Here is a 25,548-nt window from a genome sequence, read left to right as displayed (position 1 = left end):
CTGTTCAGGCACTACAGTTAGGAGTTGAAGAGATGAAGCTTTCGGAGTTGGCAAGTTGTCTGCCTTTTTATGAAATGAGAGGACCTGCCTGCGATCCGGTGATAAAAGAGATATCCCATCATCATAAAAATGTGAAAAACGGGACGCTTTTTGTTGCCATTAAAGGCGAGAATAGAGATGGAAAAGATTTTATTGCAGAGGCTGTAAGCAGCGGGGCAGCTGCTGTATTATGCGATATTGAATTATCCCTGCCGGTTCCTGTTATTCAGGTTCGCAACCCAAGGCATGCACTTGCTCAGATTACTAATTTATTTTACAACTACCCCAGCTATAAAATGAATGTCATTGGAGTAACCGGTACAAATGGCAAAACAACTGTCTCCCATATGATTCAATCAATAGTGGAATATGCAGGCGAAAAAACGGGTGTAATCGGCACGTTATACATGAAGCAGGGGCAGGAGGTTAAAGCTTCAGTAAATACCACGCCTGACAGTCTGGTATTGCAGCAGACGCTTTCGTCCTTTTTATCAAACAATGTGACTACCTCAATTATAGAAGTATCTTCCCATGGCCTGGCCCAGGGAAGACTGTTTGGCTGTGATATAGATATAGCGGTGTTCACAAACCTGACGCAAGACCACCTGGACTATCACGGTTCCATGGACCACTACAGATGGTCCAAGAGCCTGCTGTTTTCACAACTTGGCCATCACCATTATAAGGACCTTCCAAAGTTCGCCATCATTAATGATGACGATCCTTTCTCGGAAATGATTAGTCAGGCTACGTCTGCGCATATCATCTCTTACGGGCTTCATAACACTTCTGATGTTTATGCAAGCGATATTCAGTACGGAAGACACTCTACCTCTTTTCTTGCTCATACGCCGGTAGGGAAAATCAAAATAAAGATGCCGGTAGTGGGTGTGTTTAATGTTTATAATGCACTGGCTTCAATTGCTGCTACATTTGCGAAAAGAATTCCGCTGGAGGTTATTTCAAAGGGGCTTGAGAACATGAAAAGTGTCCCGGGGCGATTTGAAATTGTGGAGGGCAGCCATCCATTTACTGTTATTGTGGATTATGCCCACACCCCCGACAGCCTGGAAAATGTTATGCAGGCAATTGTGAAAATGAATGCGAACCGCACGTTCGTAGTTGTTGGCTGCGGGGGGGACAGAGACCGTTCCAAAAGGCCCTTAATGGCTAAAGTGGCTTGCGGGTATGCCACGGATGTTATATTCACCTCGGATAACCCGAGAAGTGAAAAGCCGTTGGATATTATAAAGGATATGGAAAAAGGGGTGCCGGGCAGAACCTACACCGTCCTTTTGGATCGGGAAGAGGCTATTGCTTATGCGATCGGAATGGCGTGTGAAGATGATGTCATTCTAATAGCTGGCAAAGGACATGAAAAAGTGCAGGTGATTGGGGATCAAGCTTATCCATTCGATGATAAACAAGTTGCCTGTCAACTGCTTAAAAAGCGATTCAGCAAAAATTAATTAATGAGAAAATCAAATGCAGGGTACTAATTATTTCATCCTAAAACACAGGTCCCGGTACCTTAACTTTTAGGTGTGAATCATTAGACCCTTTTTTATTTTTTCACCCGATTTTACGTATTTGAAAGAAAAAAACCTTTACCTATAGTCATTTCACTACTATGATGATATGGGGGCTTATGAACTGATTCTTATTGAATTAGTCCATGGTACAATAAAGATAAACAGAGTACATAAGGGTTTGTATTTGTTAGGAGGAGCAAGCATGTCTATTTGGGCAATTTTCGTCGCATTATTTGGCGCATTTTTTGTAACAGTTGCAGTATCACCATTGTTTATTCCTTATCTGCGCAGATTGAAATTCGGGCAGAGCATCAGGGAAGAAGGTCCGGAATCACATCAGAAAAAATCCGGCACTCCGACAATGGGCGGCGTAATTATTTTATTTTCAATTATCGTTACAACCATAGCGGTTTCAGCGTTTTATAATGCATTAAATGTAACAATTCTTTTATTATTACTGGTAACAGTCACCTTTGGAATACTAGGGTTTTTAGACGACTTTATTAAAGTGGTAATGAAGCGAAACCTGGGACTTACATCGAAACAAAAGCTGCTCGGTCAAATTATTATTGCTGTTATTTTTTATTTGATTTTCCAAGCAAACGGTTTTTCTTCGATCGTGTCCATACCGTTTACTTCATTTGAGATAAATCTCGGTTTTGTTTATGTAGGCTTTGTTATCTTTTGGCTTGTTGGATTTTCGAATGCTGTTAATTTAACCGATGGACTAGATGGGCTTGTTTCAGGGACTTCCGCTATTGCATTTAGCGCATTTGCCATCATTGCATGGCAGCAGGAACAGCTTTCATTGGCCATTTTCTGTATGGCAGTCGTTGGAGCAGTTTTAGGATTTCTGGTTTTTAATGCCCATCCTGCGAAAGTGTTTATGGGAGATACTGGTTCCCTGGCGCTTGGCAGTGCGATAGGGACTGTTTCATTAATGGCAAAACAGGAAATCCTGCTGCTATTAATCGGTCTGGTTTTTGTACTTGAAACGCTTTCCGTTATTATGCAGGTTACTTCCTTTAAATTAACGGGTAAACGCATATTTAAAATGAGTCCTCTTCATCACCATTTTGAACTTGTAGGCTGGTCTGAATGGAAAGTTGTTACCGTCTTCTGGTCGGTGGGATTGATTGTAGGAATTTTAGGTGTATTGATAGGAGTGTTTGGCTAATGAAATCCATTACGACATACCAAAATAAAAAAGTACTCGTCGTGGGGCTGGCGAAAAGCGGGGTCGCTGCGTCTCTGCTTCTGCATCGTTTAGGGGCTTTTGTAACAGTGAATGACTGGAAACCCCTCTCTGAGAATAAAGAAGCCCAGTCGCTTCTCGACGAGGGGATAAAAGTAGTCTGCGGGAGCCATCCGGTGGAATTGCTGGATGAAGGCTTTGAGTTTATCGTTAAAAATCCGGGTATTCCTTACACAAATGATCTTATTAAGGGAGCGGCACAAAAAGGGCTTCCAATCTTAACGGAAGTAGAACTTGCATACCAGATCAGTGAAGCTGATATCATTGGTATAACCGGTACAAATGGTAAAACCACAACCACAACACTTACTCACCACATGATCGAAGCCGGAAAAAAACCTTCGTATATGGCCGGTAATATTGGAACGGTCGCTTGTGAGGTTGCTCAAACAGCGCTGGAAAATGAGACCATGGTGGTTGAACTTTCTTCATTTCAGCTAATGGGGATTAAAGACTTTAGGCCTTCTATTGCCATTATCACGAATTTATATGATGCCCACTTGGATTATCATTCTTCAAGAGAAGAATATGCCGATGCGAAAGTCGCGATAACAAAAAATCAGACTAAAGAAGATTACTTAATTGTCAATGGAGATCAGCAGGAGCTGCTTGACCGGGTTCAATTTACAGATGCTGCAATTATTCCATTCTCTACAAAAAAAGAACTGGATTTTGGACTTTATGTCCAAAATGGCGGGATATATTTTAATCAGGAACATATTATCAATTTACAGGATGTAGTCCTGCCGGGTGCTCATAACCTGGAAAATATATTGGCATCGATTGGAGCAGCAAAGCTTACGGGCGTTAGCAACGAGGCTATCCAGTCAGTATTGACATCCTTTACCGGTGTGCGCCACCGCACACAATTTGTTCGTGAGTGGAATGGTATAAAATTTTATAATGATTCAAAAGCGACAAACTCACTTGCAACCAAAAGTGCATTAAATGCTTTTTCTAAGCCAACCATTCTTCTTTGCGGAGGGCTCGACCGAGGCAATGATTTTGATGACTTGCTGCCATATTTGAATAATGTGAAAGCGATGGTTGTATTTGGACAAACTGCTCCGAAAATGGCTGAGCTTGGTGAAAAAGCTGAGATTAAGTTAATTAAAAAGGTTGAAGATGTAAAAGCAGGTGTATGGGCGGCTGCTGAAATTGCAGGGGAAGGCGATATTGTACTGCTGTCACCGGCTTGTGCAAGCTGGGATCAGCATCCGACATTTGAAGTGCGCGGTGACATATTTATTGAGCAGGTGAATAAGCTTTAATAGGGCGTACAAAAGCTCAATCTCTCTACTGTGAGGCTGTATATATGGACAGATGGCTTATTGGGCTAGTGTGTTCTTGTGTGGTTTTTGGCATAGTAATGATCGATAGTGCAAGTTCTGTTTGGGCTTTGGATCGTTTTGGAGATGCCCACTTTTTTTCCAAGAGACAAGCCATTTTTGCCGTGCTGGGTATTGTTAGTATGCTGATGCTTGCCAAGTACGATTACTGGCATTGGAAAAAGTATGCATGGTGGATCTATGCTGGCGGTATTCTATTGCTGATCTTAGTGCTTATTCCCGGTGTAGGGCTTGTAAGAAATGGCTCGCAAAGCTGGCTTGGTGTGGGTCCCATATCTTTACAGCCGTCAGAATTTGCGAAGATAGGTGTTTTGTTGCTTTTAGCTCGGAACCTCGAGCGAAACGAACAGAGTATTACCAATTTTCGCAAGGGGATGTCGCCGCTATTATTGCTTCTGCTGATTCCTTTTGGAATTGTGATGCTCCAGCCCGATTTGGGTACGGGTACAGTTATTTTAGGGACAGGCCTGTCATTATTATTTCTGGCAGGAGCCCCTTACCGATTTTTTGTTGGACTGATTTTTTTGGGTATAGCAGGCTTTGCGGGATTAATTATTTCAGCGCCATACCGGCTTCAGCGAATTGTTTCGTACCTTGATCCGTGGGAGGATCCTTTAGGAGCCGGATTTCAAATGATTCAATCTCTTTATGCTATAGGACCCGGAGCAATGTTTGGGTTCGGACTGGGTGAGAGCAGGCAGAAATATTTTTACTTGCCTGAACCCCAAAATGATTTTATTTTTGCCATTGTGGGAGAAGAACTGGGTTTTTTTGGAGGGGTTATGCTGCTGGTTCTTTTCAGCGCAATTGTCTGGAGAGGGATCCTGATCGCACTTGCTGCTCCTGATCGTTTTGGCCAGCTCATGGCCGGCGGCATTGTTTTAATGATTGGAATTCAAGTAATGATTAATGTATCCGTTGTAATCGGCTTGATCCCGGTTACAGGAATCACATTGCCCTTTATGAGCTATGGCGGCTCATCACTGCTATTAGTGCTGTTATCGTGCGGTATATTGCTGAATATAAGTAAATACAGTAAAAAAATATAAAAAAACAGCTTGGGTGTAGTGATCAAGCTGTTTTTTTTCGTCTATTTTTAAGTGAACACCTTTAAGATAAGGTACAATATAATAATAAAGGAAAATCTGCATAAGATGGTTTGTTATTTTAGAATTTCCATTAATTTGTTTTATTGCCAAGAAGGAATTTTACATTTTAATGACGAAGAGTCTTCAGTTGTATGTTATGAGATTAGAATAGTGTAGTATAGGGAAAAGACCACATTGTATTGTTTGCATGTAATCATCCAAACTACGAATATTTATAGCTTTAAGGAGAGAAAGTATGGAAAAGTTTATTAATGAACTGCGTGAAGCAGAAATTGGAAATGTGTCGGTTGATGAAAAACTTGTTAACCATACAACGATGAAAGTAGGAGGCCCGGCTGAAGTATTTGTAGAGCCTTCTTCAATTGAAAAGCTGCAGAAACTAATGAAGCTGATAAATAAGCATAATTTAGAGTGGCGTGCCATTGGCCGGGGGTCAAACTTGTTAGTAAGCGATGAGGGCATTAGTGGAGTGGTTATTAAGCTTGGAAAAGGGCTGGATAACTTAACAATCGAAGGAACCACCATCCGTGCAGGAGGAGGCTATTCGATAATTGTATTGGCTACTAAAATGGCAAGGGAAGGGCTCCACGGTCTTCAGTTCTCAAGTGGAATTCCAGGTTCAGTGGGCGGATCCGTCTATATGAATGCCGGCGCGCATGGTTCTGATATTTCAAAGGTATTAACCCGGGCCCATATCTTATTTCCAGATGGAACAACAGAGTGGCTTAGCAATGAGGAAATGAAATTTTCCTATCGTACTTCCGTTTTGCAAAATGAGCGTCCAGGGATTGTATTGGAAGCAGAGTTTGAATTAACAGCCGGAGAGCCGGCAGATATTAAAGCCGATATGAAAAAATATAAAGATTACAGAAGAGAAACACAGCCATGGAATAATCCATGCTCGGGAAGTATTTTCAGAAACCCTCTGCCTAAATATGCTGGTCAGCTGATTCAGGATGCAGGACTAAAGGGATACCAAATTGGAGGGGCGCAAGTATCTGAACTTCATGGCAATTTTATTGTCAATGCAGGCGGAGCTACCTCGGAGGATGTTCAAAATTTAATAAAACATATTAAAAAAACGATCTCAGATCAATATGGAATTACGATTGAAACAGAAGTCGAATGGATTGGAAATCAGTCTGATCTAATTAATTAGCTTTTACATTCATAAGGCAGTTTGATTATTGACAGCTGGCTGCGGTGGATCTCTTGCCGGGGCATTTCTTTTTAAGCGGTAAGCTAAAAAGAAATGTCCTGAGCATCTTCTGCGTTCCACTTATGCTTTTGTTCTGAAAAAGGAGTGTAGATTCGATGGGCAGAAAGCCAGTCGTTTCACTTGAAGATCGAGTCCCTCAATTGAAGCAGCGCCGACGAAAAAAAGCGAACAGGCGGCTGCTCGCGGTAGTGCTTTTATTTATTGGAGTGATTTTAGTAGTTTTGTACCTGCAGTCACCCTTCAGCAAAATACAAACCATTTCAGTCAGCGGATCTCAATGGCTTTCTGAAGAAGAAATTATTGCGGCCAGCGGGGTTAAAACAGGAGATTCCTATTGGTCCACAAACAACAAATCCGTGGAAGAAAACATTTCGGACAAGCTGGATGTTGAGGCTGTAACGATTTCGAAAAAATTTCCTACTACTTTTAAAATTGAAATTGATGAATATGATCAAATTGCATATGTTGCAAAAGAACAGCAATTTATTCCCGTACTTGAGAACGGGGCTTCCGCAAAACCGATAGAGCCGCATGAACTGTCGAGTGATGCACCAATGCTCTTTGGGTTTACTGCCAAATCAATGCTGACTGAAATGTCGACAGCACTCGCAAGTCTGCCGCCGGAGGTTCAGCAGTCTATCTCAGAAGTGTACCTGACTCCGTCTGAAACGGATAAAGATCATATTACGGTGTATATGAATGATGGCTTTGAGGTATCAGCCCTTATAAATACATTTGCTGAAAAAATGACTCATTATCCGTCAATTGTCAGTCAGCTCGACAAAGACGTAAAGGGTGTCATTGACCTTGAAGTAGGTTCTTATTTTAGAGCTTACAACTCCAGTGATGAGATGTCTGAAGAGGAGCCGGCTGAAGGGGAAGAGCCAGAAGGAGTGGAAGATGTTGAAACGGAAGGGTAAAAGACTTGCGTTTTCAATCGTCTTTCTTACACTTGGATTTCTGCTTTCCTTTTCCTATAGCATTACGAAAGATCAATTTTCACAAGACGGGCAAGGCCATGCGGCTGTCAGCCAATACAGTGCGCAGGAAAAACAGGTAAGAAAAGAACTGCTGCAGATACAGCAAAGAAATTTGGAACTGCAAGATCACTTATACAAGAATCAGGATATCATTCGTGAATTTGAACAGAAATTGTCAGACGAAAATGATTTATCCTCATTAACCGAACAGGCGGAACGTTACAGACTTATTCTGGGGAAAGTGGCTGTTGAAGGGCCGGGTGTTGAAGTGACATTAAAAGATGGCCAATATGATCCTGCCATTTTAAATATAAATGATTATATTGTTCACGAGCACCACATTTTCAATGTCATGAATGAGCTATATATTGCAGGGGCAGAAGCAATTTCAATTAACGGACAGAGAATCAGCCATGATTCGTATATTGTATGTAACGGTCCTGTCATTACCATTGATGATGTTCAGTATCCCGCTCCATTTGTCATTTCAGCTATTGGCGATGGGGAAGTCCTAGCAGCCGCATTGAATATAACTGGCGGGATCAAGGATCAGCTGGTTAATGATCACATTATCTTCACCTTGGAGAAAAAGGCACTGCTAACGATGGATCCAATTATCGGTGGTCTTTAATGGAAGTTAAAGAAGGGCGATTGCTTCAAAATGAATAGAAAAGCTAAACGTAACTTTACTCTTATAACAATTGCAGTAGGATTTTTAGTTGCAGTGCAATTTAAAATGGTGCAGCAGCCTGTCGTTCGTGATAACCGGGATATTTGGGAATTAAAACAGGAAACACTTGCTCAATTGCAGATGCAGTCTTCCTTATTGAGTCAAATTCAAAACCAGGAAAACACGATATTTCATTATGAAGATGATAAGGCATCTGCTGCTGAAAAGGCTTTGGAAGAAACAGTTTATGCGCTCGGGGAAGAAGCGGGGATGGCTGAAATAGAGGCTTCAGGGCTTATTATCGAATTAAAGCCCGTTGAAGAAAGGCTAATGATGGGAGCCTCTCCCGCCACAATAACACCTGAACTTCTTAGAAGGCTCGTCAACCAACTTTACCAATTCAATGCAAAGTATATTTCAATCAATGAGGAACGTCTAATCGCTACCTCCGTTATTCGGGACATTAACGGTGAAACAACCGTTAATTCAAAGCCTGTCCCCAATCTTCCTATTACGGTTAAGGTTGCTGTAGAAAACTTTGAGGATGCTGAAAAGCTTTATAATAAAATGCAAGGATCAGTATTAATAGAAGATTTTTTCATTGAAGATATTCGATTGACAGTAAATGACCCTGAACGAACTCTCATAATCCCCGCCTATGAAAAAATGATTCAAGTTCGCTCGATGAAACCTGTGTCAACGAATGAAGGGGAGTAGAAAAAATGTGGCTGCCGATTTTAGGGCTGTTAATCGGGATATTCTTAGGTCTAATTACGGATCTTTCAATACCGGAGCAATATTCCAACTACTTATCGATTGCCGTGTTAGCAGCACTTGATACATTGTTTGGAGGCATTCGCGCCCATTTGCAAAATGTTTATGATGACAATGTTTTTATTTCTGGTTTCTTCTTTAATATTGCGTTAGCCGCAAGTTTGGCTTTTCTAGGCGTTCATCTTGGTGTAGACTTGTATTTAGCAGCCATTTTTGCTTTTGGTGTTCGATTGTTTCAAAATATCGCTGTAATTCGACGTATCTTATTAGTACAATGGAGTGAAAAGAAAAAATCCACAAAATTGGCTGATAAATAAAGGCTTTTGAGTTTTTTTGTTGAATAGTAAATTATATCAAATAAAATCTTAACGTACGGTTAAAATAAATAAATTTATTTGTGTTTGAGGGAGGTGCCACAGGGTGAGTAATAATGAATATTTTGTAAGCTTAGATATAGGTACATCAAATGTAAAGGTAATTATCGCAGAATTGGTTCATGACTCTCTCAACATCATCGGAGTAGGCAATGTCCATTCTGAGGGTATTCGTAAGGGTTCAATCGTAGATATTGATGAAACAGTACAATCTATTCAAAAAGCTGTAGATCAAGCAGAAAGAATGACAGGACTTGATATACATAATGTTATAGTAGGGATTCCAGGAAACCATGTGTCGCTTCAGCCTTGTCATGGGGTTGTAGCAGTATCAACAGAAGATAAAGAAATAAGAGATGAAGATGTGGCAAGAGTTATTGATGCCGCTCAGGTTATGCCAATCTCTCCGGAACGTGAAATTATTAATATAGTACCAAGACAGTTTATCGTTGACGGCCTGGATGAAATTAAAGATCCAAGAGGTATGATCGGCGTTCGGCTTGAAATGGAAGGTACAGTCGTGACCGGATCAAAAACGATGCTCCACAATATTCTCCGCTGTGTAGAAAGAGCAGGGTTGGAAGTTGCTGATATCTTTTTGCAGCCATTGGCAGCAGGTACGATTGCACTTTCCAAGGATGAACAGAGCCTTGGCACTGCGATACTCGATATCGGAGGCGGTTCTACCACAATTGCAGTATTTGAACAGGGACATTTAATTGCTACTTCCATCGTACCAGTCGGCGGAGACCATATCACTAAAGATCTTTCAATCGGTCTCAGAACAACAACTGGTGATGCTGAAGCGATTAAAATAAAGCATGGACATGCATTTTATGACTATGCTTCTGAAGAAGAAGTCTTTAGTGTTCCTATTATTGGCAGCGATCAGCACCAACAATTTAATCAGCTTGAAATATCTGATATTATTGAAGTAAGATTAGAAGAAATGTTTGATTTAGTAGTTCACGAATTAAAGAGATTAAATATTCATGATTTGCCTGGAGGTTTCGTTTTATCCGGTGGAGTGGCAAACATGCAGGGCATTTTAGAGCTTGGACAGGCCGTGCTGCAAAATCAAGTGAGAGTTGCGATTCCTGATTACATTGGCGTCAGAGAACCACAATATACTACGGCAGTGGGCTTAATAAAATATGCTCATAAACACGCAAAGCTTCAAGGGAGGCTTGACAGACAGCCTTCCGCATCTGAATATGAAGGCGCCGGGGAACATTCGTTAAAAAAACAACCGGATTCAAGGCCCAAACAGCCAAAACAGCCAAAACCAAAGCAAAACAATGAAGAGGGTAAGTTCAAAAAATTATTAGGATACTTTTTTGAATAACCTTTATTAAAAGTAATTTGGATGAATTAGGAGGACTTATGATGTTGGATTTTGATACGAATGTAGATTCTTTAGCAACTATAAAAGTCATCGGTGTAGGCGGCGGCGGTAACAATGCAGTCAATCGTATGATCGAGCATGGCGTTCAGGGAGTGGAGTTTATTGCGGTTAATACGGATGCTCAAGCATTAAACCTCTCAAAAGCAGAGATAAAAATGCAAATTGGCGGCAAGATGACCCGGGGACTGGGTGCGGGTGCTAATCCTGAAGTTGGGAAAAAAGCTGCAGAAGAAAGCCGTGAGCAAATTGAAGAAGCAATCAAAGGTGCCGATATGGTATTTGTTACAGCCGGAATGGGCGGCGGTACTGGTACTGGTGCTGCTCCTGTAATTGCTCAAATTGCCCGCGAATTAGGCAGTTTAACAGTAGGGGTAGTAACACGACCATTTACTTTTGAAGGACGCAAACGTGCCAATCAGGCAGCAGGCGGCATCAGCTCAATGAAAGAAGCAGTGGACACATTAATTGTTATACCAAACGACCGTCTTCTTGAAATTGTCGATAAAAGCACACCGATGCTTGAAGCGTTCAGAGAAGCGGATAACGTACTTCGACAAGGTGTACAGGGGATTTCTGATTTGATTGCTGTACCTGGTCTTATCAACCTGGATTTCGCGGATGTAAAAACCATTATGTCAAATAAAGGATCTGCGTTAATGGGGATCGGCGTTGCTTCTGGAGAAAACCGTGCATCGGAAGCTGCGAAAAAAGCAATTTCCAGTCCTCTTCTTGAAACGTCGATCGACGGAGCACAAGGCGTGCTGATGAATATTAACGGAGGTACTAGCCTTAGTTTATATGAAGTCCAGGAAGCGGCAGATATTGTAGCCAGTGCTTCTGACCAGGAAGTTAACATGATTTTTGGATCGGTTATTAATGAGGATCTAAAAGATGAAATCCTGGTTACTGTTATTGCTACAGGTTTTAGTGAAAATATGAGTCAGCAAAAACCTGTACGGCCTCAAATGGGCAATGGGCAGGTAAGACATCAACAGCCGCCTCCAATGGCGCCTAAGCGCGAACGGGAGCGTGACAGAGAGCTTACAAGAGAGCGTGAAAGAGAAGAAGCATCATCACATGAGCAGCCTTCACGCAATTCTCAGCAGCCTGTAGAGGATACACTGGATATCCCTACTTTCCTGAGAAACCGCAACCGACGCAGAAACTAATAAAAAAATATATGACTAAAAAGACTGAATCCACTTGTGGGATTCAGTCTTTTTTTGAAGAAATATTTATTGTTTACCGTTATGTATTTTGACAATTTTCTCTTTAACTCTTCGATATACTTTCAATCAAAGAAAGGGGGACACCGCACGATGCTTCACCTAGAAGCGCTGTGGGCGTTAAACTCTTGGATAGATTGCTGTGTTTTATGGATGGTTGGCCGCTTCCTCCATCAGGCGCCAAGGTGGAAACGCTTCTTTTTTGTAACCACGGCCAGTACTTTCTTTCACATTGGAATGATTGTTACAAACCTTTCACCTCTCCTTGAAGTGATCCTGCTTGTCTTGATGAGTGCAGGAATTGTGATCTTTACATTTACAATCAAAGGTTTTGCCCAACTCACTAAAGCCTGCTTCTTATTCTGGGGCAGTTCAAGTGCAGTTGGGGGAGTCATGTATGTGATTCAGCGTCTATTAATTGATACACCTTTTCAATCGTATATGGATCATTCATTAGGCATGCTTATCCTTTTATCAGCTGTCATTTTAGGTACCGTCATTTGTGTAGCAAAAGTGGTGGAATCCCTGCAGATGAAACATATTGAAGGAACATTTACGTACAAAGTAGAGATTATCGTTAATGGACAGGCATGGAAAGGATTTGGGTTTTTAGACAGCGGAAATCATGTGGTGGACCCTTTTACAAAGTCTCCAGTCGTATTTGCCGACACGAAAGTTGCAACAGAACTTTTACCGAATTATATTGCAGATTCTCTTACTGATAATCAGTTTTTAGCATGGCCGGAATACTGGCAAAAAAAGGTTCGCATGATACCATCGCGAACGGTTCACTCCTCAAGTCAAATGATGATTGGCATTATGTGTGATCAGGTGACTTGCTCCGTTAACGGACAAGAATACTCCTTAAACAATGTACCCGTAGTCTTCACGAAACAATCTTTATTATTTGAAGAAAAATGTAATTGTTTATTAAATCCTCTGCAATTATTGCCTTGTCATCAAATATAAGGAGTGTTGAAAATGTTACTAGTTCAAGCTAAGAGAACTGTTCAATTATGGTTACTGCAAACTTCCGACAAATTGGGAATTCGTGTTAAAGATATTTTTTATATAGGAGGCAGTGAAGCGCTGCCATCTCCGTTAGATAGGCAGGAGGAAGCAGTTGTATTGCAGCGGCTTGCTCAAGGCGATGAAAGCGCACGTTCCACCTTAATCGAAAGAAATTTAAGACTGGTTGTATACATTGCTAGAAAGTTTGAAAACACTGGTATTAATATTGAAGACTTGATCAGTATTGGAACGATTGGTCTGATTAAAGCAATCAATACTTTTGATCTTGAAAAAAAAATCAAGCTTGCTACCTATGCCTCACGCTGTATCGAAAATGAAATATTAATGTACCTTCGCCGAACAAATAAATTGCGGTCTGAAGTATCTTTTGATGAACCGCTCAATACAGACTGGGATGGCAACGAGCTGTTATTATCCGATGTACTCGGTACAGAAAATGATCTGATTGTAAAAGACATAGAGTCGCGGATGGATCGGGTTTTACTGAAGCAGGCATTAAATATTCTTGATGAACGTGAAACCTTTATCATTGAATGCAGGTTTGGATTAAATGGACAACAGGAGCATACGCAAAAAGATGTAGCGGATCTTATGGGCATTTCGCAATCATATATTTCTAGGCTTGAAAAGCGAATTATCCGCCGTCTTCAAAAAGAAGTCAGTAAAATGGTTTAAGGAAAAACCTCCAAATACAGGTAATTCAAAAATAGAATATTTTTTCTTCCGGGGGAAATACTGAACGAGAACCCATACTCCCGACTGGAGGAAAAAAGATGGCACGCAATAAAGTAGAAATTTGTGGAGTTGATACTTCAACATTACCGATTTTTAAAAATGAAGAAATGAGAAAAGTATTCACAGAACTGCAAAGCGGCAACGAAGAAGCCAGAGAAAGACTGGTGTATGGAAATTTGCGCCTGGTGTTGAGCGTAATTCAGCGCTTTTCACACAGAAATGAAAATCCTGACGATTTATTTCAAGTGGGCTGCATCGGACTTCTGAAGTCCATAGACAATTTTGATTTAGGACAAAATGTTCGATTTTCAACGTATGCTGTACCGATGATTATAGGGGAAATAAGAAGATATCTTCGAGATAACAACCCAATAAGGGTATCAAGATCATTAAGGGATATCGCCTATAAATCCTTACAGGCAAAAGAACAGCTTATAAGCGAGACATCAAAAGAACCCACCATCGAAGAAATCGCTGCAAGAATAGACCTTCCAAAAGAAGATATTTTATTTGCACTTGATGCAATACAAGATCCTGTCTCGCTTTTTGAGCCTATTTATCAGGATGGCGGGGATCCAATTTATGTGCTTGATCAAGTGAGCGATGATCGGACAAGCGATGAACAATGGGTAGAGGATTTATCCATTAAAGAAGGAATGCATCATTTAAGTGAGCGCGAAAAAATGATCATTCAAAACAGATTCTTTTTTGGTAAAACCCAAATGGAAGTTGCTGATGAAATCGGCATATCACAAGCACAGGTTTCCAGGTTGGAAAAAGGTGCCATCAAACAAATGAATAGATATGTTCATTAAGAGGGGAGATAAGTGTTCTCCTCTCTTTTTATTGCATAAAATAGATGTATCTTAGGAGGGATGGATATGAGAATTTCTGAATTACAGCAAAAAGATGTTGTTTCAGTTGCCGACGGCAAAAAGCTGGGTCCCATTTCTGATATTGATATTAATGTTAAGACGGGGATGATCGAATCCATTATCATCCAGGGAAATGGAAATTGGAAGGGCTGGTTCAGTAAAGGAGGAGAAATAACAATTCCTTGGAAAGATTTAGTTAAAATAGGGAATGATGTGATTTTAGTCCGAGGACAAATTCTTCAAGATACGATCGAATCAACTTAATCGCAATGTTTTCGATAACGTTTTAGGCGGCAATATGATACACTTTAAAAAAATGCTAATGGGGTGTGACGACAAGTGATGATGACCAAAGAGCATTCACCTGCATTTTTATCCATTGATAAATGGAAAAGTGAATTTCCCTCACTTGTTGCCGCCTTTTCAACCAAAAATGGCGGGGTAAGTCAAGGGTCATTTCGTTCACTAAACGTAGGTTTGCATGTGAACGATATGGATGAAAGTGTTATTAGAAACCGTGAGATTTTAAGCGAGGCTTGCAGCAGCAATTTATCCCAGTGGGTGTTTGCTGACCAGGTTCACGGTTCTGCGATAAAGAGAACAGGTCATTTTGACAGAGGAAAAGGCACGTTATCCTATCAAGAAGCCCTGCCTGAAACGGACGGACTTTGGACGATGGAGCGCAATGTTTTTTTAAGTTTATGTTTTGCTGATTGTGTGCCGATTTACTTTGTAGAACCGCAAACTCAATTTATTGGAATTGCCCATGCCGGATGGAAGGGAACAGTTCAAAACATTGCAGGGCGGATGATCAATGAAGCAATTGAAGCAGGAGTTGCAATTGGCCAGATTCAAGCATTTATCGGCCCGTCAATTGGGGATTGCTGTTATGTTGTAGATGATATTGTTATACAGGAAGTGAAAAATTGTTTATCCGAAATGTTTCATTCAAGTTTTAGTAAACAGTCAAAAGGGCAATATACATTAGATTTAAAAGCCGTCAATGAACAGCTTCTTTTAAATGCAGGTCTTGCAAAAGAACAGATTGCTATTTCCTCTTATTGTACATCCTGTGAGGAGTCGCTGTTTTTTTCCCATAGAAAAGACAAAGGGAAAACAGGCAGAATGGCAGCGGTCATCGGCTGGAAGGAGTAGTATTGATGAAAGTTGAGGAAAAGGGCAAGGACATTATTAACCGTATTAAGCAGGCAGCTGCGCGGTCAGGACGAACCCCTGACGAAATTAATGTAGTAGCTGTGACAAAATATGTGTCAAACGAACGTGCACAGGAAGCAGTTGAGGCCGGATTTAACCATCTTGGAGAAAATAGATTTGAGGGTTTGACTGAAAAACAGGCCAGTTTAAGTGGTTCCGTTAAATGGCACTTCATAGGATCACTGCAGTCAAGAAAAGTAAAAGATGTTATTAACCGCATTGATTATCTTCATTCACTCGATCGATTATCCCTGGCAAAAGAAATTAATAAACGCGCCCACAAGACCGTGGAATGTTTTGTGCAGGTAAATGTGTCAGGTGAAGTACAAAAGCACGGGCTGGCTCCTCAAAATGTATTGAATTTTATCGAACAGCTGTCTATATATGATAAAATAAAAGTAGTAGGTTTAATGACGATGGCTCCCGATACAGAAGATGAACAGGTTCTTAGAAAATGCTTCAAAGACCTGTCGCGCTTAAAGGATGAAATACATAGACATAGATACCAGAACGCACCATGTACTGAACTTTCTATGGGCATGTCCAATGATTATGAGATAGCCATTGAAGAAGGTGCTACATTTGTACGGATTGGATCAGCACTAGTAGGCGAATAAAGGAGGAATTTAGCCGTGGGCATGAAATCGAAATTTAAAAATTTCTTTTTTGTTGAGGATGAAGAAGAATATGTTGAAGATTACGTAGATGAACAGCCTGATGAAACTCCGGCAGTACGTCAAAATAAAAAAGCCCCTCAAAAACAAAATGTAGTGAGCCTGCAAAGCATCCAAAAATCATCCAAAATGGTTTTGCTTGAGCCAAGAATGTATGCAGAAGCACAGGATATTGCAGATAATTTAAAAAATCACCGTGCCGTCGTCGTGAATCTGCAAAGGATAAATAAGGATCAGGCAAAAAGAATTGTTGATTTCCTGAGTGGTACAGTGTATGCCATTGGCGGTGATATTCAGCGTGTAGGAACCGATATTTTCTTATGTACTCCCGACAATATTGAAGTAAGTGGCAACATTACAGATTTTATAAATGAAGAATAATTCTCAATAATGGATGGATAGGTGGGGTCATACAATATGCAATCTGTTTTAAGTATTTTAAACACTGCAATAACCTTTTATAGTTACGCTTTAATTATCTATATTTTACTGTCCTGGTTTCCTAATGCCAGGGAAAGCAGCTTTGGACAGACATTGGCCAAGCTCTGTGAACCCTATTTGGAACCTTTCAGAAAAATTATTCCTCCGCTTGGCATGATCGATATCTCACCTTTGGTTGCAATTATCACGTTGCGTCTGGCGCAGAGCGGAATTCAAGTTTTGTTTGGAATGGTTGCCTGAACAAGTTAAGTGCCTTTATCCTGAAAAAAGGGTAGAGGTGCTTTTTTAGTAAAGTGAGGAGATAAAATGTCATCGTTATACCAGCATTTTCGTAAAGAAGAACAGGGTTTTATTGATCAGGTGCTAAATTGGAAACGCGATGTAGAATCAAAATATGCGCCAAGATTAACTGATTTCCTTGATCCCAGACAAATGTTTATTTTAAGCTCGATCATCGGAGCATCAGATGATGTGCGTATTGCTTTTGAAGGAGGACCTGAGTCCGAGCGGAAAAGAGGGTTGCTTTATCCTTCTTATCTGGAACCGGACATTGAGGACTTTGATCTAGCCTTGCTTGAAGTCAATTATCCGTCAAAGTTTATAACTGTTGAGCATAAGCATGTCCTGGGTTCGCTAATGGGATTGGGAATTAAACGTGAAAAGATTGGCGACATTATTGTGTCAAATGAAATTATACAGATCGTGGTGGCAAAAGAACTTTCATCATTTTTTACATTAAACTTTAACCAAATTGGCAACGCATCAGTTTCTGTCAGTGAAATCAGCTGGGAAAAGCATGTTCCGTCAAATGAAAAATGGAAAGACCGTTTTGTTACTCTGAGCTCACTCAGGCTGGATGTAGTTGTTGCTGGAGCGATGGCGATTTCCAGGCAAAAAGCGCAGCTATTGATCAAAGCATCAAAGGTGAAAGTTAATTTTAAGGCAGAGGAACAAACATCTTTTGAATGTGCAGAAGGAGATATGGTGTCAGTCCGCGGTTTCGGTAGGTTTCGGGTCGGAGAAATTGATGGGAAAACCAAAAAAGACAAATGGCGGATGACACTTTATTTGTTAGGCTAAACGGAGGAGCTTGCTTTAAATACATGATACAATTTGACGAAATTTGAAAAAAGTTAAAATGAATTGCAGGAGATTCCACACAAGCGGGCGAATCATCAGTATAATGAATAAAGATAAGCTTAAAGAGAAGTTGGAGGTGCCAGAAGAATGCCACTATCGCCATTAGATATACATAATAAAGATTTTAACCGTGGGTTCAGAGGGTATGATGAGGATGAAGTAAACGAATTCTTAGATCAAATAATGAAAGACTATGAAATTTTGCTTCGGGAAAAGAAAGAGCTTGAAGAAAAATTAAATAACAATAGTGAACGTTTAGGCCATTTTACAACGATTGAAGAGACGTTAAATAAATCAATCGTCGTTGCTCAGGAAGCAGCAGAAGAAGTTCGTCACAATGCCTTGAAAGAATCAAAGCTGATTGTCAAGGAAGCAGAGCGAAATGCAGACCGGATAGTAAATGAATCCCTTGCCAAAGCAAGAAAAATTGCAATAGAAATTGAAGATCTTAAAAAGCAGTCAAAGGTTTTCCGCACAAGATTCAAGATGTTAATTGAAGCGCAGCTTGATCTCATTTCAAATGGTGACTGGGAAGACCTTCTGGAGTATGAGCTTGACACAACCGATTTAAAAAGCTTGCAGCCTCAAGAGAAAGAACAGTACTAGTTGACTTTAACCGCTATTTTAAAATATAATAACTTCAGAATCATATACGTTATGGACAGTGATGGGAACAGTATCTAATACTGCTGTGTATCAGCGAGCCGGGGATGGTGCAAGCCCGGTGCGGAGCAATTAGAGAACATCATCCTTGAGTTCTGCTGCCGAAGTGGGAGTAAGCAGCAGCGGTTAGCATCCGTTAAAGGCTACTTGAGTGGGAAATAATTTTTGTTATTTTCTATAAGGGTGGTACCGCGTGAAGCAATGCTCTCTCGTCCCTTTTTTGGGATGGGGGAGCTTTTTTTATTTTACTGCAGATTTTATCCAAGGAGGTACACTGATGGAATACAAAGATACATTACTTATGCCAAAAACAGCTTTCCCTATGCGTGGCAATCTGCCAAACCGGGAACCTGAAATTCAGCAAAAATGGGCTGAAATGAATATTTACGACAAAGTGCAAAAACGCACAGAAGGACGGCCGCTTTTTGTTCTTCATGATGGACCGCCATATGCAAATGGTGATCTTCACATGGGCCATGCCTTAAACAAGGTCCTGAAGGATTTTATCGTACGCTACAAATCAATGAACGGTTTTCAAGCACCTTATGTGCCGGGCTGGGATACGCATGGTCTTCCTATTGAACAGGCGTTAACAAACAAGGGTGTGAAAAGAAAAGAAATGACCGTTGCTGAATTCAGAGAACGCTGTGCTGAATATGCATACAGTCAGGTTGAAAATCAGCGTGAACAATTTAAACGGATTGGTGTACGTGGAGATTGGGATAATCCATATATTACACTTGAACCAAAATACGAAGCACAACAGATCCGTGTTTTTGGTGAAATGGCGAAAAAAGGCTATATCTATAAAGGGAAAAAGCCGGTCTACTGGTCACCTTCAAGTGAATCAGCCCTTGCAGAAGCAGAAATTGAATACCAGGATAAGCGCTCTGCTTCAATCTATGTTTCGTTTAAGGTAAAAGACGGAAAAGGAAAACTGGATACCGGTGTTAATTTCGTTATTTGGACTACAACTCCATGGACAATCCCAGCGAACCTGGCAATTGCTCTTCACCCTGAGCTGGATTATGTGGTGGTTGAAGAACAGGGAAGCAATTATGTTGTGGCAAAAGACCTTCTGTCACATGTAGCAGAAACGATGGGTTGGACTGACGCGGCTGTCCTTAAAACAGTTAAAGGGGCAGAACTTGAGCATGTTACAGCGCAGCATCCGATTTATGATCGTGAATCATTAGTTGTTCTCGGTGAGCATGTTACAACTGAAGCGGGAACAGGCTGTGTTCATACGGCACCCGGCCACGGGGAAGACGATTTCCAGGTGGGCAGAAAATACGGTCTCGATGTCTTATGTCCAGTTGATGACCGCGGTGTGTTTACAGAAGAAGCACCGGGTTTTGAAGGACTATTTTATGATAAAGCAAATAAGCCGATTACGGAAAAGCTTGAGGAAGCCGGTGCTTTACTTAAACTTGAATTCTTTACGCATAGCTATCCTCATGATTGGCGTACAAAGAAACCGATTATCTTCCGTGCGACGGCTCAATGGTTTGCTTCCATTGATAAGTTCCGTGAAGAACTGAAGCAGGCAGTTAACGATACTAAATGGGTTCCGGCATGGGGAGAAACCCGTCTTTATAATATGGTACGGGACCGCGGAGACTGGTGCATTTCGCGCCAGCGTGCATGGGGCGTCCCAATTCCCGTTTTTTATGCTGAAAATGGTGAAGCTATTATCACAGAAGAAACAATTGATCATGTTTCCCGCCTGTTTGGAGAGCACGGATCAAATATCTGGTTTGAAAAAGAAGCAAAAGAATTGCTTCCTGAAGGTTTTGCACATGAAGGCAGCCCGAATGGCAGATTTACAAAAGAAAATGACATCATGGATGTTTGGTTTGACAGCGGATCATCCCACCAGTCAGTGCTTGAAGAAAGAGAAGATCTTCAGCGTCCTGCCGACCTTTATCTGGAAGGCTCCGACCAATACCGCGGCTGGTTCAACTCTTCATTGACAACGGGAGTTGCCGTTACAGGCAAAGCTCCTTACAAGGGTGTTTTGAGTCATGGCTTCGCATTGGACGGCAACGGCAGAAAAATGAGTAAATCATTGGGGAACGTGATGCTTCCATCGAAAGTCATGAACCAATTAGGAGCAGATATTCTGCGTCTATGGGTAGCCTCCGTGGATTATCAGGCTGATGTCAGGGTATCAGACCCAATTTTAAAACAAGTTGCTGAAGTATATAGAAAAATCCGGAATACACTGCGATTCCTATTGGCAAACCTGGCTGATTTTGATCCGAAAAATGATGCTGTCGCTTTTGATCAGCTGCGTGAAGTCGATCAATTTTTAATGGTTCGCTTAAATCAAGTGATTAAAACCGTTAAAACCTCATATGAGGAATATGAGTTTGCGACCATCTACCATACAATTAATAACTTCTGTACGCTGGATCTCAGCTCATTCTATATGGATTTTGCCAAAGATATTTTATACATCGAAGCAAAAAATCATGCAGACCGCAGAGCGATGCAAACCGTTATGTATGAAACGCTGACTGCATTAGTAAAACTGACATCACCAATTCTTTCGCATACTGCAGATGAGGTGTGGGCATTTATTCCAGGTGTTGAGGAAGAAAGCGTTCAGTTAACTGACATGCCAAAAACGACAGAATATGCCAATGAAAAGGATATTCTTGAAAAATGGAACGCATTCCTTGATTTGCGTGATGATGTATTAAAGGCGCTTGAAGAGGCGCGCAATAATAAAGTAATTGGTAAGTCTCTTGCAGCAAAAGTTACACTTTATGCTGATGACTCAACCAGAAACTTATTATCATCAATTGATGAAGATTTAAAACAGTTGTTTATCGTATCTCAATTCGAAGTTGCAGGAAGTTCAACAAGTGCACCTGACGAGGCAATGAAGTTTGAAGGCCATTCAGTTGCAGTAACAAAAGCAGATGGAGAAACGTGTGAGCGCTGCTGGATCATCACACCTGAAATCGGCAGTGACGCTGCTCATCCGACGTTATGTCCAAGATGTGCAGCAGTGGTAAAAGAAAATTATTCCCATCTCACAGCAGAATAATCAGAAACCAAAAAGGCCTGGAGATCTGTTTGGATCTCCGGGCCTTTTTATATGCAAAATGAAAAAACAATTCAGGCGCAGGTGCCTGCAGCAGTAAATTATGCTACAATACACAAAGGTATTGTATTCAATTATCGGAGGTAGACATGTGATTTATTACTTAATTGCTTTCCTTATTATTGTCATTGACCAAATCACAAAATATTTTGTGGTTCGTAATATGGAGCTTGGGGAGTCCATACGTGTAATTGATGGTATCTTTTACATAACCTCACACCGCAACACCGGAGCCGCCTGGGGTATGTTAGAAGGACAAATGTGGTTGTTTTATCTTGTTACAATCGCTGTGATTATCGGGATTCTATTTTATTTTCACCGCCATGCAAAAGGAAATCCATTATTCAGTTTAAGCCTTATGGTTATTCTTGGAGGTGCGGTTGGCAATTTTATTGACCGGATATTCAGACTAGAAGTGGTTGATTTTATTCAATTTACTTTCTTCAATTTTATCTTTAATATAGCGGATGCTGCCTTAACAATAGGTGTGGCATTGCTTTTAATTCAAATGATTTTGGAAGAAGTGCAGGAAAAGAGGAAAAAGAGTGGAAAACATTCAACATCAGATACAGGAAAATGAAAAAGGCAATCGCCTTGATATGGTGGTCGCAAGTCTTCAAAAAGACTGGTCGCGATCTCAGGTTCAGCAATGGATAAAGGAAGGCGATGTAACCGTTAATGGTTTGACGGCTAAACCAAATTATAAAAGTGCAGCAGGAGACATGATTGAAATAACGATCCATGATCCTGAACCGCTTGACGTGGAAGCTGAAGAAATGAACTTGGACATACATTATGAAGATGAAGATGTTCTTGTCGTGAACAAGCCGAAAGGAATGGTAGTTCATCCTGCTCCCGGTCATTTAAATGGTACACTGGTCAACGGTCTGATGGCTCATTGCAAAGACTTATCAGGGATTAACGGCGTATTGCGCCCCGGAATTGTCCATCGTATTGATAAAGATACGTCTGGTCTTTTAATGGTAGCAAAAAATGATTTTTCTCATGAAAGACTCGTTCAGCAGCTTGTTGATAAGTCAGTTACAAGAAAATACCGGGCGATCGTCCATGGATTAATTCCTCACGAATATGGAACAATTGATGCCCCTATCGGCCGTGATCAAAAGGATCGCCAAAGCATGGCGGTAGTTAATAACGGAAAGCAGGCTGTCACGCATTTTCGCGTTCTGGAACGTTTCAAAGAGTTTTCTTTTGTGGAATGCGAACTTGAAACAGGCAGAACACATCAAATCCGTGTGCATATGAAGTATATCGGATTTCCACTGGCAGGAGACCCTAAGTATGGGCCGAGAAAAACGATGGATATTGGCGGTCAGGCACTTCATGCAGGTATTCTGGGTTTTGTCCATCCAAGAACAGAGGAATATATTGAATTCAGTGCTCCATTGCCAGCCGATTACGAAGAATTGCTCGACAAGCTTCGGAATGACCGTTGACAAAAATCGAGCTTGGCTTTACAATGAAAACAACTTAATAATTCGGACCCTTTAAATCAGTCCAGAGAGGCTGGGAAGGACAATTTTGTGTGCATGTTTGTAATATGCATACCTGTACCCTCCCTGTCTGCTGACTGGGAGGGTTTTTCTATAGGAGGAATTGTTGCTTACTATGTCCACTCAAACAACAACTGTAATGGATGAACAAATGATGAAGCGGGCGCTGACAAGAATTGCCCATGAGATAATTGAAAGAAATAAAGGTGTTGAAGACTGTGTATTGGTAGGCATTAAAACCCGCGGCATTTATCTGGCCAATCGCTTAAAGGAACGGATTGAAGCAATTGAGGGAGTAATGATTCCAGTCGGTGAGCTGGATATTACCATGTACCGCGATGATCTGAAAGCCAAGCATGAGAGCGGGGAGCCTGTTGTGAATGATGTAGACTTAGGAGCTGCCATAGACGGACAAAAGGTCATTGTCATTGATGATGTTTTGTATACCGGACGCACTGTGCGGGCTGCTATGGATGCCATCATGGATTACGGCAGACCTAATCAGATTCAGCTCGCAGTATTAATTGACAGAGGGCACAGAGAGTTGCCAATTCGGGCGGACTTTGTGGGAAAAAATATTCCAACTTCCAGTCAGGAACAGATAAAAGTTGAATTAACTGAAGTAGATTCACAGGATTTAGTTACGATTCACAAATAAAATGAATATCCTTTAATCGCAGTCCAGAGAGGCTGACAAAGGAATTTCAGAAGGATGCACCGCCTTCCTTCTGTCTGCCCTCTTTGTCTATGCCCTCATGGATGAAGAGGGTTTTTTCTATATGAGGAGGAAAAACATGACAACAGCAGAAACAAAACGTCCAGTACTCGATGTTCAGGAAGTGCCAAAAGCCAATCAATGGCTGACATTAAGCTTACAGCATCTTTTCGCAATGTTTGGAGCAACGGTATTAGTTCCCATGCTTGTAGGGTTAAGCCCCGGTGTGGCGCTTATCTCAAGCGGACTGGGAACACTTGCCTACCTATTAATTACGAAAGGGCAGATACCGGCCTACCTTGGTTCTTCCTTTGCTTTTATAGCACCGATCATTGCTGCAACTGAACTTGGCGGACCTCAGGCCGCTATGTTTGGAGCTTTTTTTGCGGGGCTTGCCTACGGCGCAGTTTCACTCCTGATTTATAAGTTTGGCGTTGGATGGCTGACCCGGGTACTTCCGCCGGTAGTCGTAGGGCCGGTTATCATCGTCATCGGACTTGGACTCGCAGGCACTGCAGTTAATATGGCTATGTATGAAAATCCATTAGCTCAAAACCCGATGGATTTCGTATACAGCGGACGGCATATCACAGTTGCTCTGATCACTTTAGCCATTACAGTAGTCGGCTCAATTTATTTTAAAAAATTCTTTGGACTCATACCTATTTTAATCGGAATAACAGGCGGGTACATTGCAGGAATATTTGCCGGTCTGGTTGATTTCCAGCCGGTTCTGGATGCTAAATGGTTTGCGATGCCTGAATTTATCATACCATTTGTCAACTATACCCCATCTTTTTCAATGGCTGCACTGGCGCTGATGGTACCCATCGCGGTAGTGACGCTGTCTGAGCATACCGGTCATCAAATGGTTGTAAGTAAAGTAGTGGGGCGCAATTTTCTTGAAAAGCCGGGTCTGCACCGTTCAATTTTAGGAGATGGCGTGGCAACAATCATCGCTTCCTTAATCGGAGGACCGCCAAATACGACTTATGGTGAAAATATAGGAGTGCTGGCTATTACACGGGTTTACAGTGTGTTTGTTATCGGCGGCGCTGCTGTCCTGGCAATATGCTTTGGTTTTGTAGGCAAAATATCAGCCCTCATCAGTACAATCCCCACTGCAGTAATGGGCGGAGTATCCATCCTGTTGTTTGGAATCATTGCTTCAAGCGGATTGCGGATGCTGATCGAAGCAAAGGTGGATTTTTCTTATAAACGGAATTTGATCATTGCTTCAGTTATTATGATTCTCGGAGTGGGAGGGGCATTCATTCAGTTTACACCTGAGTTTACGCTTCCCGGAATGGCGCTTGCTGCAATCGTCGGGATCTTTTTAAACCTTGTACTGCCCGGCAGAAAAAAAGAGGAAGAAAGTCTTTTTAATGAAGAAAAAGAAGTTGCATAGCAATCCTTTTAATTGAAGTCCAGAGAGGCTTTCAAAAGGGGAATTAGAAACTGTATTTACGCAGGTTTCTTTTGACACCTTTTGAGGCTTTC

Annotated in this window: 26 protein-coding genes and 1 other annotated feature; all 26 genes read left to right on the top strand. The window is 41.3% G+C overall.

What is annotated here, in order from left to right:
• The first annotated feature begins 32 nt into the window (after window positions 1–32).
• The 26 genes from E2R51_RS05230 to E2R51_RS05105 all read left to right on the top strand — a co-directional run bounded on the left by E2R51_RS05230 (window position 33) and on the right by E2R51_RS05105 (window position 25,456).
• Entirely contained in the window at window positions 33–1,508 is a 1,476-nt protein-coding gene (locus tag E2R51_RS05230; RefSeq protein WP_133375958.1) for a UDP-N-acetylmuramoyl-L-alanyl-D-glutamate--2,6-diaminopimelate ligase, read from the top strand.
• Between the two features lie 265 nt (window positions 1,509–1,773).
• Window positions 1,774–2,748 (top strand): phospho-N-acetylmuramoyl-pentapeptide-transferase, encoded by a 975-nt coding sequence (mraY, locus tag E2R51_RS05225; protein ID WP_133375957.1) that lies wholly within the window; start codon window positions 1,774–1,776, stop codon window positions 2,746–2,748.
• Complete coding sequence (gene murD, locus E2R51_RS05220) at window positions 2,748–4,097, top strand: UDP-N-acetylmuramoyl-L-alanine--D-glutamate ligase (RefSeq protein ID WP_133375956.1); 1,350 nt, start codon at window positions 2,748–2,750, stop codon at window positions 4,095–4,097. The genes mraY and murD overlap by 1 nt, the downstream gene beginning before the upstream one ends.
• Before the next feature lie 44 nt (window positions 4,098–4,141).
• Window positions 4,142–5,224 carry a stage V sporulation protein E gene (gene spoVE, locus E2R51_RS05215; protein ID WP_133375955.1) on the top strand — a complete coding sequence of 361 codons (1,083 nt, stop codon included), beginning with the start codon at window positions 4,142–4,144 and terminating at the stop codon, window positions 5,222–5,224.
• 295 nt (window positions 5,225–5,519) lie between these two features.
• A complete protein-coding gene (murB, locus tag E2R51_RS05210; protein ID WP_133375954.1) occupies window positions 5,520–6,443 on the top strand; it encodes a UDP-N-acetylmuramate dehydrogenase in 924 nt (307 codons plus the stop codon).
• 155 nt (window positions 6,444–6,598) lie between these two features.
• On the top strand, window positions 6,599–7,423 hold the full coding sequence (locus E2R51_RS05205; RefSeq protein WP_133375953.1) for a cell division protein FtsQ/DivIB: 825 nt from the start codon (window positions 6,599–6,601) through the stop codon (window positions 7,421–7,423).
• Window positions 7,404–8,114 carry a DUF881 domain-containing protein gene (locus tag E2R51_RS05200; protein ID WP_240732960.1) on the top strand — a complete coding sequence of 237 codons (711 nt, stop codon included), beginning with the start codon at window positions 7,404–7,406 and terminating at the stop codon, window positions 8,112–8,114. The genes E2R51_RS05205 and E2R51_RS05200 overlap by 20 nt, the downstream gene beginning before the upstream one ends.
• A gap of 30 nt (window positions 8,115–8,144) precedes the next feature.
• Window positions 8,145–8,870, top strand: a complete 726-nt coding sequence (locus E2R51_RS05195; protein WP_133375952.1) for a DUF881 domain-containing protein — start codon at window positions 8,145–8,147, stop codon at window positions 8,868–8,870.
• A 5-nt stretch (window positions 8,871–8,875) separates the two neighbouring features.
• Window positions 8,876–9,244: a small basic family protein gene (locus tag E2R51_RS05190; RefSeq protein ID WP_133375951.1), complete on the top strand. Its 369-nt coding sequence runs from the start codon at window positions 8,876–8,878 to the stop codon at window positions 9,242–9,244.
• A 103-nt stretch (window positions 9,245–9,347) separates the two neighbouring features.
• A complete protein-coding gene (ftsA, locus tag E2R51_RS05185; RefSeq protein ID WP_133375950.1) occupies window positions 9,348–10,646 on the top strand; it encodes a cell division protein FtsA in 1,299 nt (432 codons plus the stop codon).
• A 41-nt stretch (window positions 10,647–10,687) separates the two neighbouring features.
• On the top strand, window positions 10,688–11,875 hold the full coding sequence (ftsZ, locus tag E2R51_RS05180; protein WP_133376336.1) for a cell division protein FtsZ: 1,188 nt from the start codon (window positions 10,688–10,690) through the stop codon (window positions 11,873–11,875).
• A gap of 150 nt (window positions 11,876–12,025) precedes the next feature.
• Window positions 12,026–12,901: a sigma-E processing peptidase SpoIIGA gene (locus tag E2R51_RS05175; RefSeq protein ID WP_165967144.1), complete on the top strand. Its 876-nt coding sequence runs from the start codon at window positions 12,026–12,028 to the stop codon at window positions 12,899–12,901.
• Window positions 12,902–12,913: 12 nt separating this feature from the next.
• A complete protein-coding gene (gene sigE / locus E2R51_RS05170) occupies window positions 12,914–13,639 on the top strand; it encodes an RNA polymerase sporulation sigma factor SigE (protein WP_133375948.1) in 726 nt (241 codons plus the stop codon).
• Between the two features lie 98 nt (window positions 13,640–13,737).
• Window positions 13,738–14,514, top strand: a complete 777-nt coding sequence (sigG, locus tag E2R51_RS05165; RefSeq protein ID WP_133375947.1) for an RNA polymerase sporulation sigma factor SigG — start codon at window positions 13,738–13,740, stop codon at window positions 14,512–14,514.
• 66 nt (window positions 14,515–14,580) lie between these two features.
• Window positions 14,581–14,838: a YlmC/YmxH family sporulation protein gene (locus tag E2R51_RS05160; RefSeq protein ID WP_133375946.1), complete on the top strand. Its 258-nt coding sequence runs from the start codon at window positions 14,581–14,583 to the stop codon at window positions 14,836–14,838.
• A 78-nt stretch (window positions 14,839–14,916) separates the two neighbouring features.
• Window positions 14,917–15,729, top strand: a complete 813-nt coding sequence (gene pgeF, locus E2R51_RS05155) for a peptidoglycan editing factor PgeF (protein WP_165967160.1) — start codon at window positions 14,917–14,919, stop codon at window positions 15,727–15,729.
• 5 nt (window positions 15,730–15,734) lie between these two features.
• The gene (locus E2R51_RS05150) at window positions 15,735–16,406 is read left to right on the top strand and encodes a YggS family pyridoxal phosphate-dependent enzyme (RefSeq protein WP_133375945.1); all 672 of its coding nucleotides are present in this window, start codon (window positions 15,735–15,737) and stop codon (window positions 16,404–16,406) included.
• Window positions 16,407–16,421: 15 nt separating this feature from the next.
• The gene (locus tag E2R51_RS05145; protein ID WP_133375944.1) at window positions 16,422–16,844 is read left to right on the top strand and encodes a cell division protein SepF; all 423 of its coding nucleotides are present in this window, start codon (window positions 16,422–16,424) and stop codon (window positions 16,842–16,844) included.
• Between the two features lie 36 nt (window positions 16,845–16,880).
• The gene (locus E2R51_RS05140) at window positions 16,881–17,144 is read left to right on the top strand and encodes a YggT family protein (RefSeq protein WP_133375943.1); all 264 of its coding nucleotides are present in this window, start codon (window positions 16,881–16,883) and stop codon (window positions 17,142–17,144) included.
• A 66-nt stretch (window positions 17,145–17,210) separates the two neighbouring features.
• Window positions 17,211–17,984 carry a YlmH family RNA-binding protein gene (locus E2R51_RS05135; RefSeq protein WP_133375942.1) on the top strand — a complete coding sequence of 258 codons (774 nt, stop codon included), beginning with the start codon at window positions 17,211–17,213 and terminating at the stop codon, window positions 17,982–17,984.
• Window positions 17,985–18,131: 147 nt separating this feature from the next.
• Window positions 18,132–18,650 (top strand): DivIVA domain-containing protein, encoded by a 519-nt coding sequence (locus E2R51_RS05130; RefSeq protein WP_133375941.1) that lies wholly within the window; start codon window positions 18,132–18,134, stop codon window positions 18,648–18,650.
• A gap of 49 nt (window positions 18,651–18,699) precedes the next feature.
• Window positions 18,700–18,927, top strand: a binding site (T-box leader).
• Between the two features lie 57 nt (window positions 18,928–18,984).
• The gene (gene ileS, locus E2R51_RS05125) at window positions 18,985–21,762 is read left to right on the top strand and encodes an isoleucine--tRNA ligase (RefSeq protein ID WP_133375940.1); all 2,778 of its coding nucleotides are present in this window, start codon (window positions 18,985–18,987) and stop codon (window positions 21,760–21,762) included.
• Between the two features lie 148 nt (window positions 21,763–21,910).
• Entirely contained in the window at window positions 21,911–22,399 is a 489-nt protein-coding gene (gene lspA / locus E2R51_RS05120) for a signal peptidase II (protein ID WP_240732959.1), read from the top strand.
• Window positions 22,365–23,276 (top strand): RluA family pseudouridine synthase, encoded by a 912-nt coding sequence (locus E2R51_RS05115; RefSeq protein ID WP_133375938.1) that lies wholly within the window; start codon window positions 22,365–22,367, stop codon window positions 23,274–23,276. Before lspA ends, E2R51_RS05115 begins: the two co-directional genes overlap by 35 nt.
• 172 nt (window positions 23,277–23,448) lie before the next feature.
• Window positions 23,449–23,991 carry a bifunctional pyr operon transcriptional regulator/uracil phosphoribosyltransferase PyrR gene (gene pyrR, locus E2R51_RS05110; RefSeq protein WP_133375937.1) on the top strand — a complete coding sequence of 181 codons (543 nt, stop codon included), beginning with the start codon at window positions 23,449–23,451 and terminating at the stop codon, window positions 23,989–23,991.
• A gap of 136 nt (window positions 23,992–24,127) precedes the next feature.
• Window positions 24,128–25,456: a solute carrier family 23 protein gene (locus E2R51_RS05105; protein ID WP_133375936.1), complete on the top strand. Its 1,329-nt coding sequence runs from the start codon at window positions 24,128–24,130 to the stop codon at window positions 25,454–25,456.
• The last annotated feature ends 92 nt before the right edge of the window (window positions 25,457–25,548 follow it).

This window comes from Jeotgalibacillus sp. S-D1 (assembly GCF_004358665.1).
GTDB lineage: Bacteria > Bacillota > Bacilli > Bacillales > Jeotgalibacillaceae > Jeotgalibacillus.
The sequence above is the reverse complement of the archived record's forward strand: the minus strand, read 5'-3'. Positions and strand labels throughout refer to the sequence as shown.

Bases quoted from the DNA above. Each gene is read 5' to 3' on its own strand.
- E2R51_RS05230 (WP_133375958.1), top strand. From the start codon at position 33: ATGAAGCTTTCGGAGTTGGCAAGTTGTCTGCCTTTTTATGAAATGAGA.
- mraY (WP_133375957.1), top strand. From the start codon at position 1,774: ATGTCTATTTGGGCAATTTTCGTCGCATTATTTGGCGCATTTTTTGTA.
- murD (WP_133375956.1), top strand. From the start codon at position 2,748: ATGAAATCCATTACGACATACCAAAATAAAAAAGTACTCGTCGTGGGG.
- spoVE (WP_133375955.1), top strand. From the start codon at position 4,142: ATGGACAGATGGCTTATTGGGCTAGTGTGTTCTTGTGTGGTTTTTGGC.
- murB (WP_133375954.1), top strand. From the start codon at position 5,520: ATGGAAAAGTTTATTAATGAACTGCGTGAAGCAGAAATTGGAAATGTG.
- E2R51_RS05205 (WP_133375953.1), top strand. From the start codon at position 6,599: ATGGGCAGAAAGCCAGTCGTTTCACTTGAAGATCGAGTCCCTCAATTG.
- E2R51_RS05200 (WP_240732960.1), top strand. From the start codon at position 7,404: ATGTTGAAACGGAAGGGTAAAAGACTTGCGTTTTCAATCGTCTTTCTT.
- E2R51_RS05195 (WP_133375952.1), top strand. From the start codon at position 8,145: ATGAATAGAAAAGCTAAACGTAACTTTACTCTTATAACAATTGCAGTA.
- E2R51_RS05190 (WP_133375951.1), top strand. From the start codon at position 8,876: ATGTGGCTGCCGATTTTAGGGCTGTTAATCGGGATATTCTTAGGTCTA.
- ftsZ (WP_133376336.1), top strand. From the start codon at position 10,688: ATGTTGGATTTTGATACGAATGTAGATTCTTTAGCAACTATAAAAGTC.
- E2R51_RS05175 (WP_165967144.1), top strand. From the start codon at position 12,026: ATGCTTCACCTAGAAGCGCTGTGGGCGTTAAACTCTTGGATAGATTGC.
- sigE (WP_133375948.1), top strand. From the start codon at position 12,914: ATGTTACTAGTTCAAGCTAAGAGAACTGTTCAATTATGGTTACTGCAA.
- sigG (WP_133375947.1), top strand. From the start codon at position 13,738: ATGGCACGCAATAAAGTAGAAATTTGTGGAGTTGATACTTCAACATTA.
- E2R51_RS05160 (WP_133375946.1), top strand. From the start codon at position 14,581: ATGAGAATTTCTGAATTACAGCAAAAAGATGTTGTTTCAGTTGCCGAC.
- pgeF (WP_165967160.1), top strand. From the start codon at position 14,917: ATGATGACCAAAGAGCATTCACCTGCATTTTTATCCATTGATAAATGG.
- E2R51_RS05150 (WP_133375945.1), top strand. From the start codon at position 15,735: ATGAAAGTTGAGGAAAAGGGCAAGGACATTATTAACCGTATTAAGCAG.
- E2R51_RS05140 (WP_133375943.1), top strand. From the start codon at position 16,881: ATGCAATCTGTTTTAAGTATTTTAAACACTGCAATAACCTTTTATAGT.
- E2R51_RS05135 (WP_133375942.1), top strand. From the start codon at position 17,211: ATGTCATCGTTATACCAGCATTTTCGTAAAGAAGAACAGGGTTTTATT.
- E2R51_RS05130 (WP_133375941.1), top strand. From the start codon at position 18,132: ATGCCACTATCGCCATTAGATATACATAATAAAGATTTTAACCGTGGG.
- ileS (WP_133375940.1), top strand. From the start codon at position 18,985: ATGGAATACAAAGATACATTACTTATGCCAAAAACAGCTTTCCCTATG.
- pyrR (WP_133375937.1), top strand. From the start codon at position 23,449: ATGTCCACTCAAACAACAACTGTAATGGATGAACAAATGATGAAGCGG.
- E2R51_RS05105 (WP_133375936.1), top strand. From the start codon at position 24,128: ATGACAACAGCAGAAACAAAACGTCCAGTACTCGATGTTCAGGAAGTG.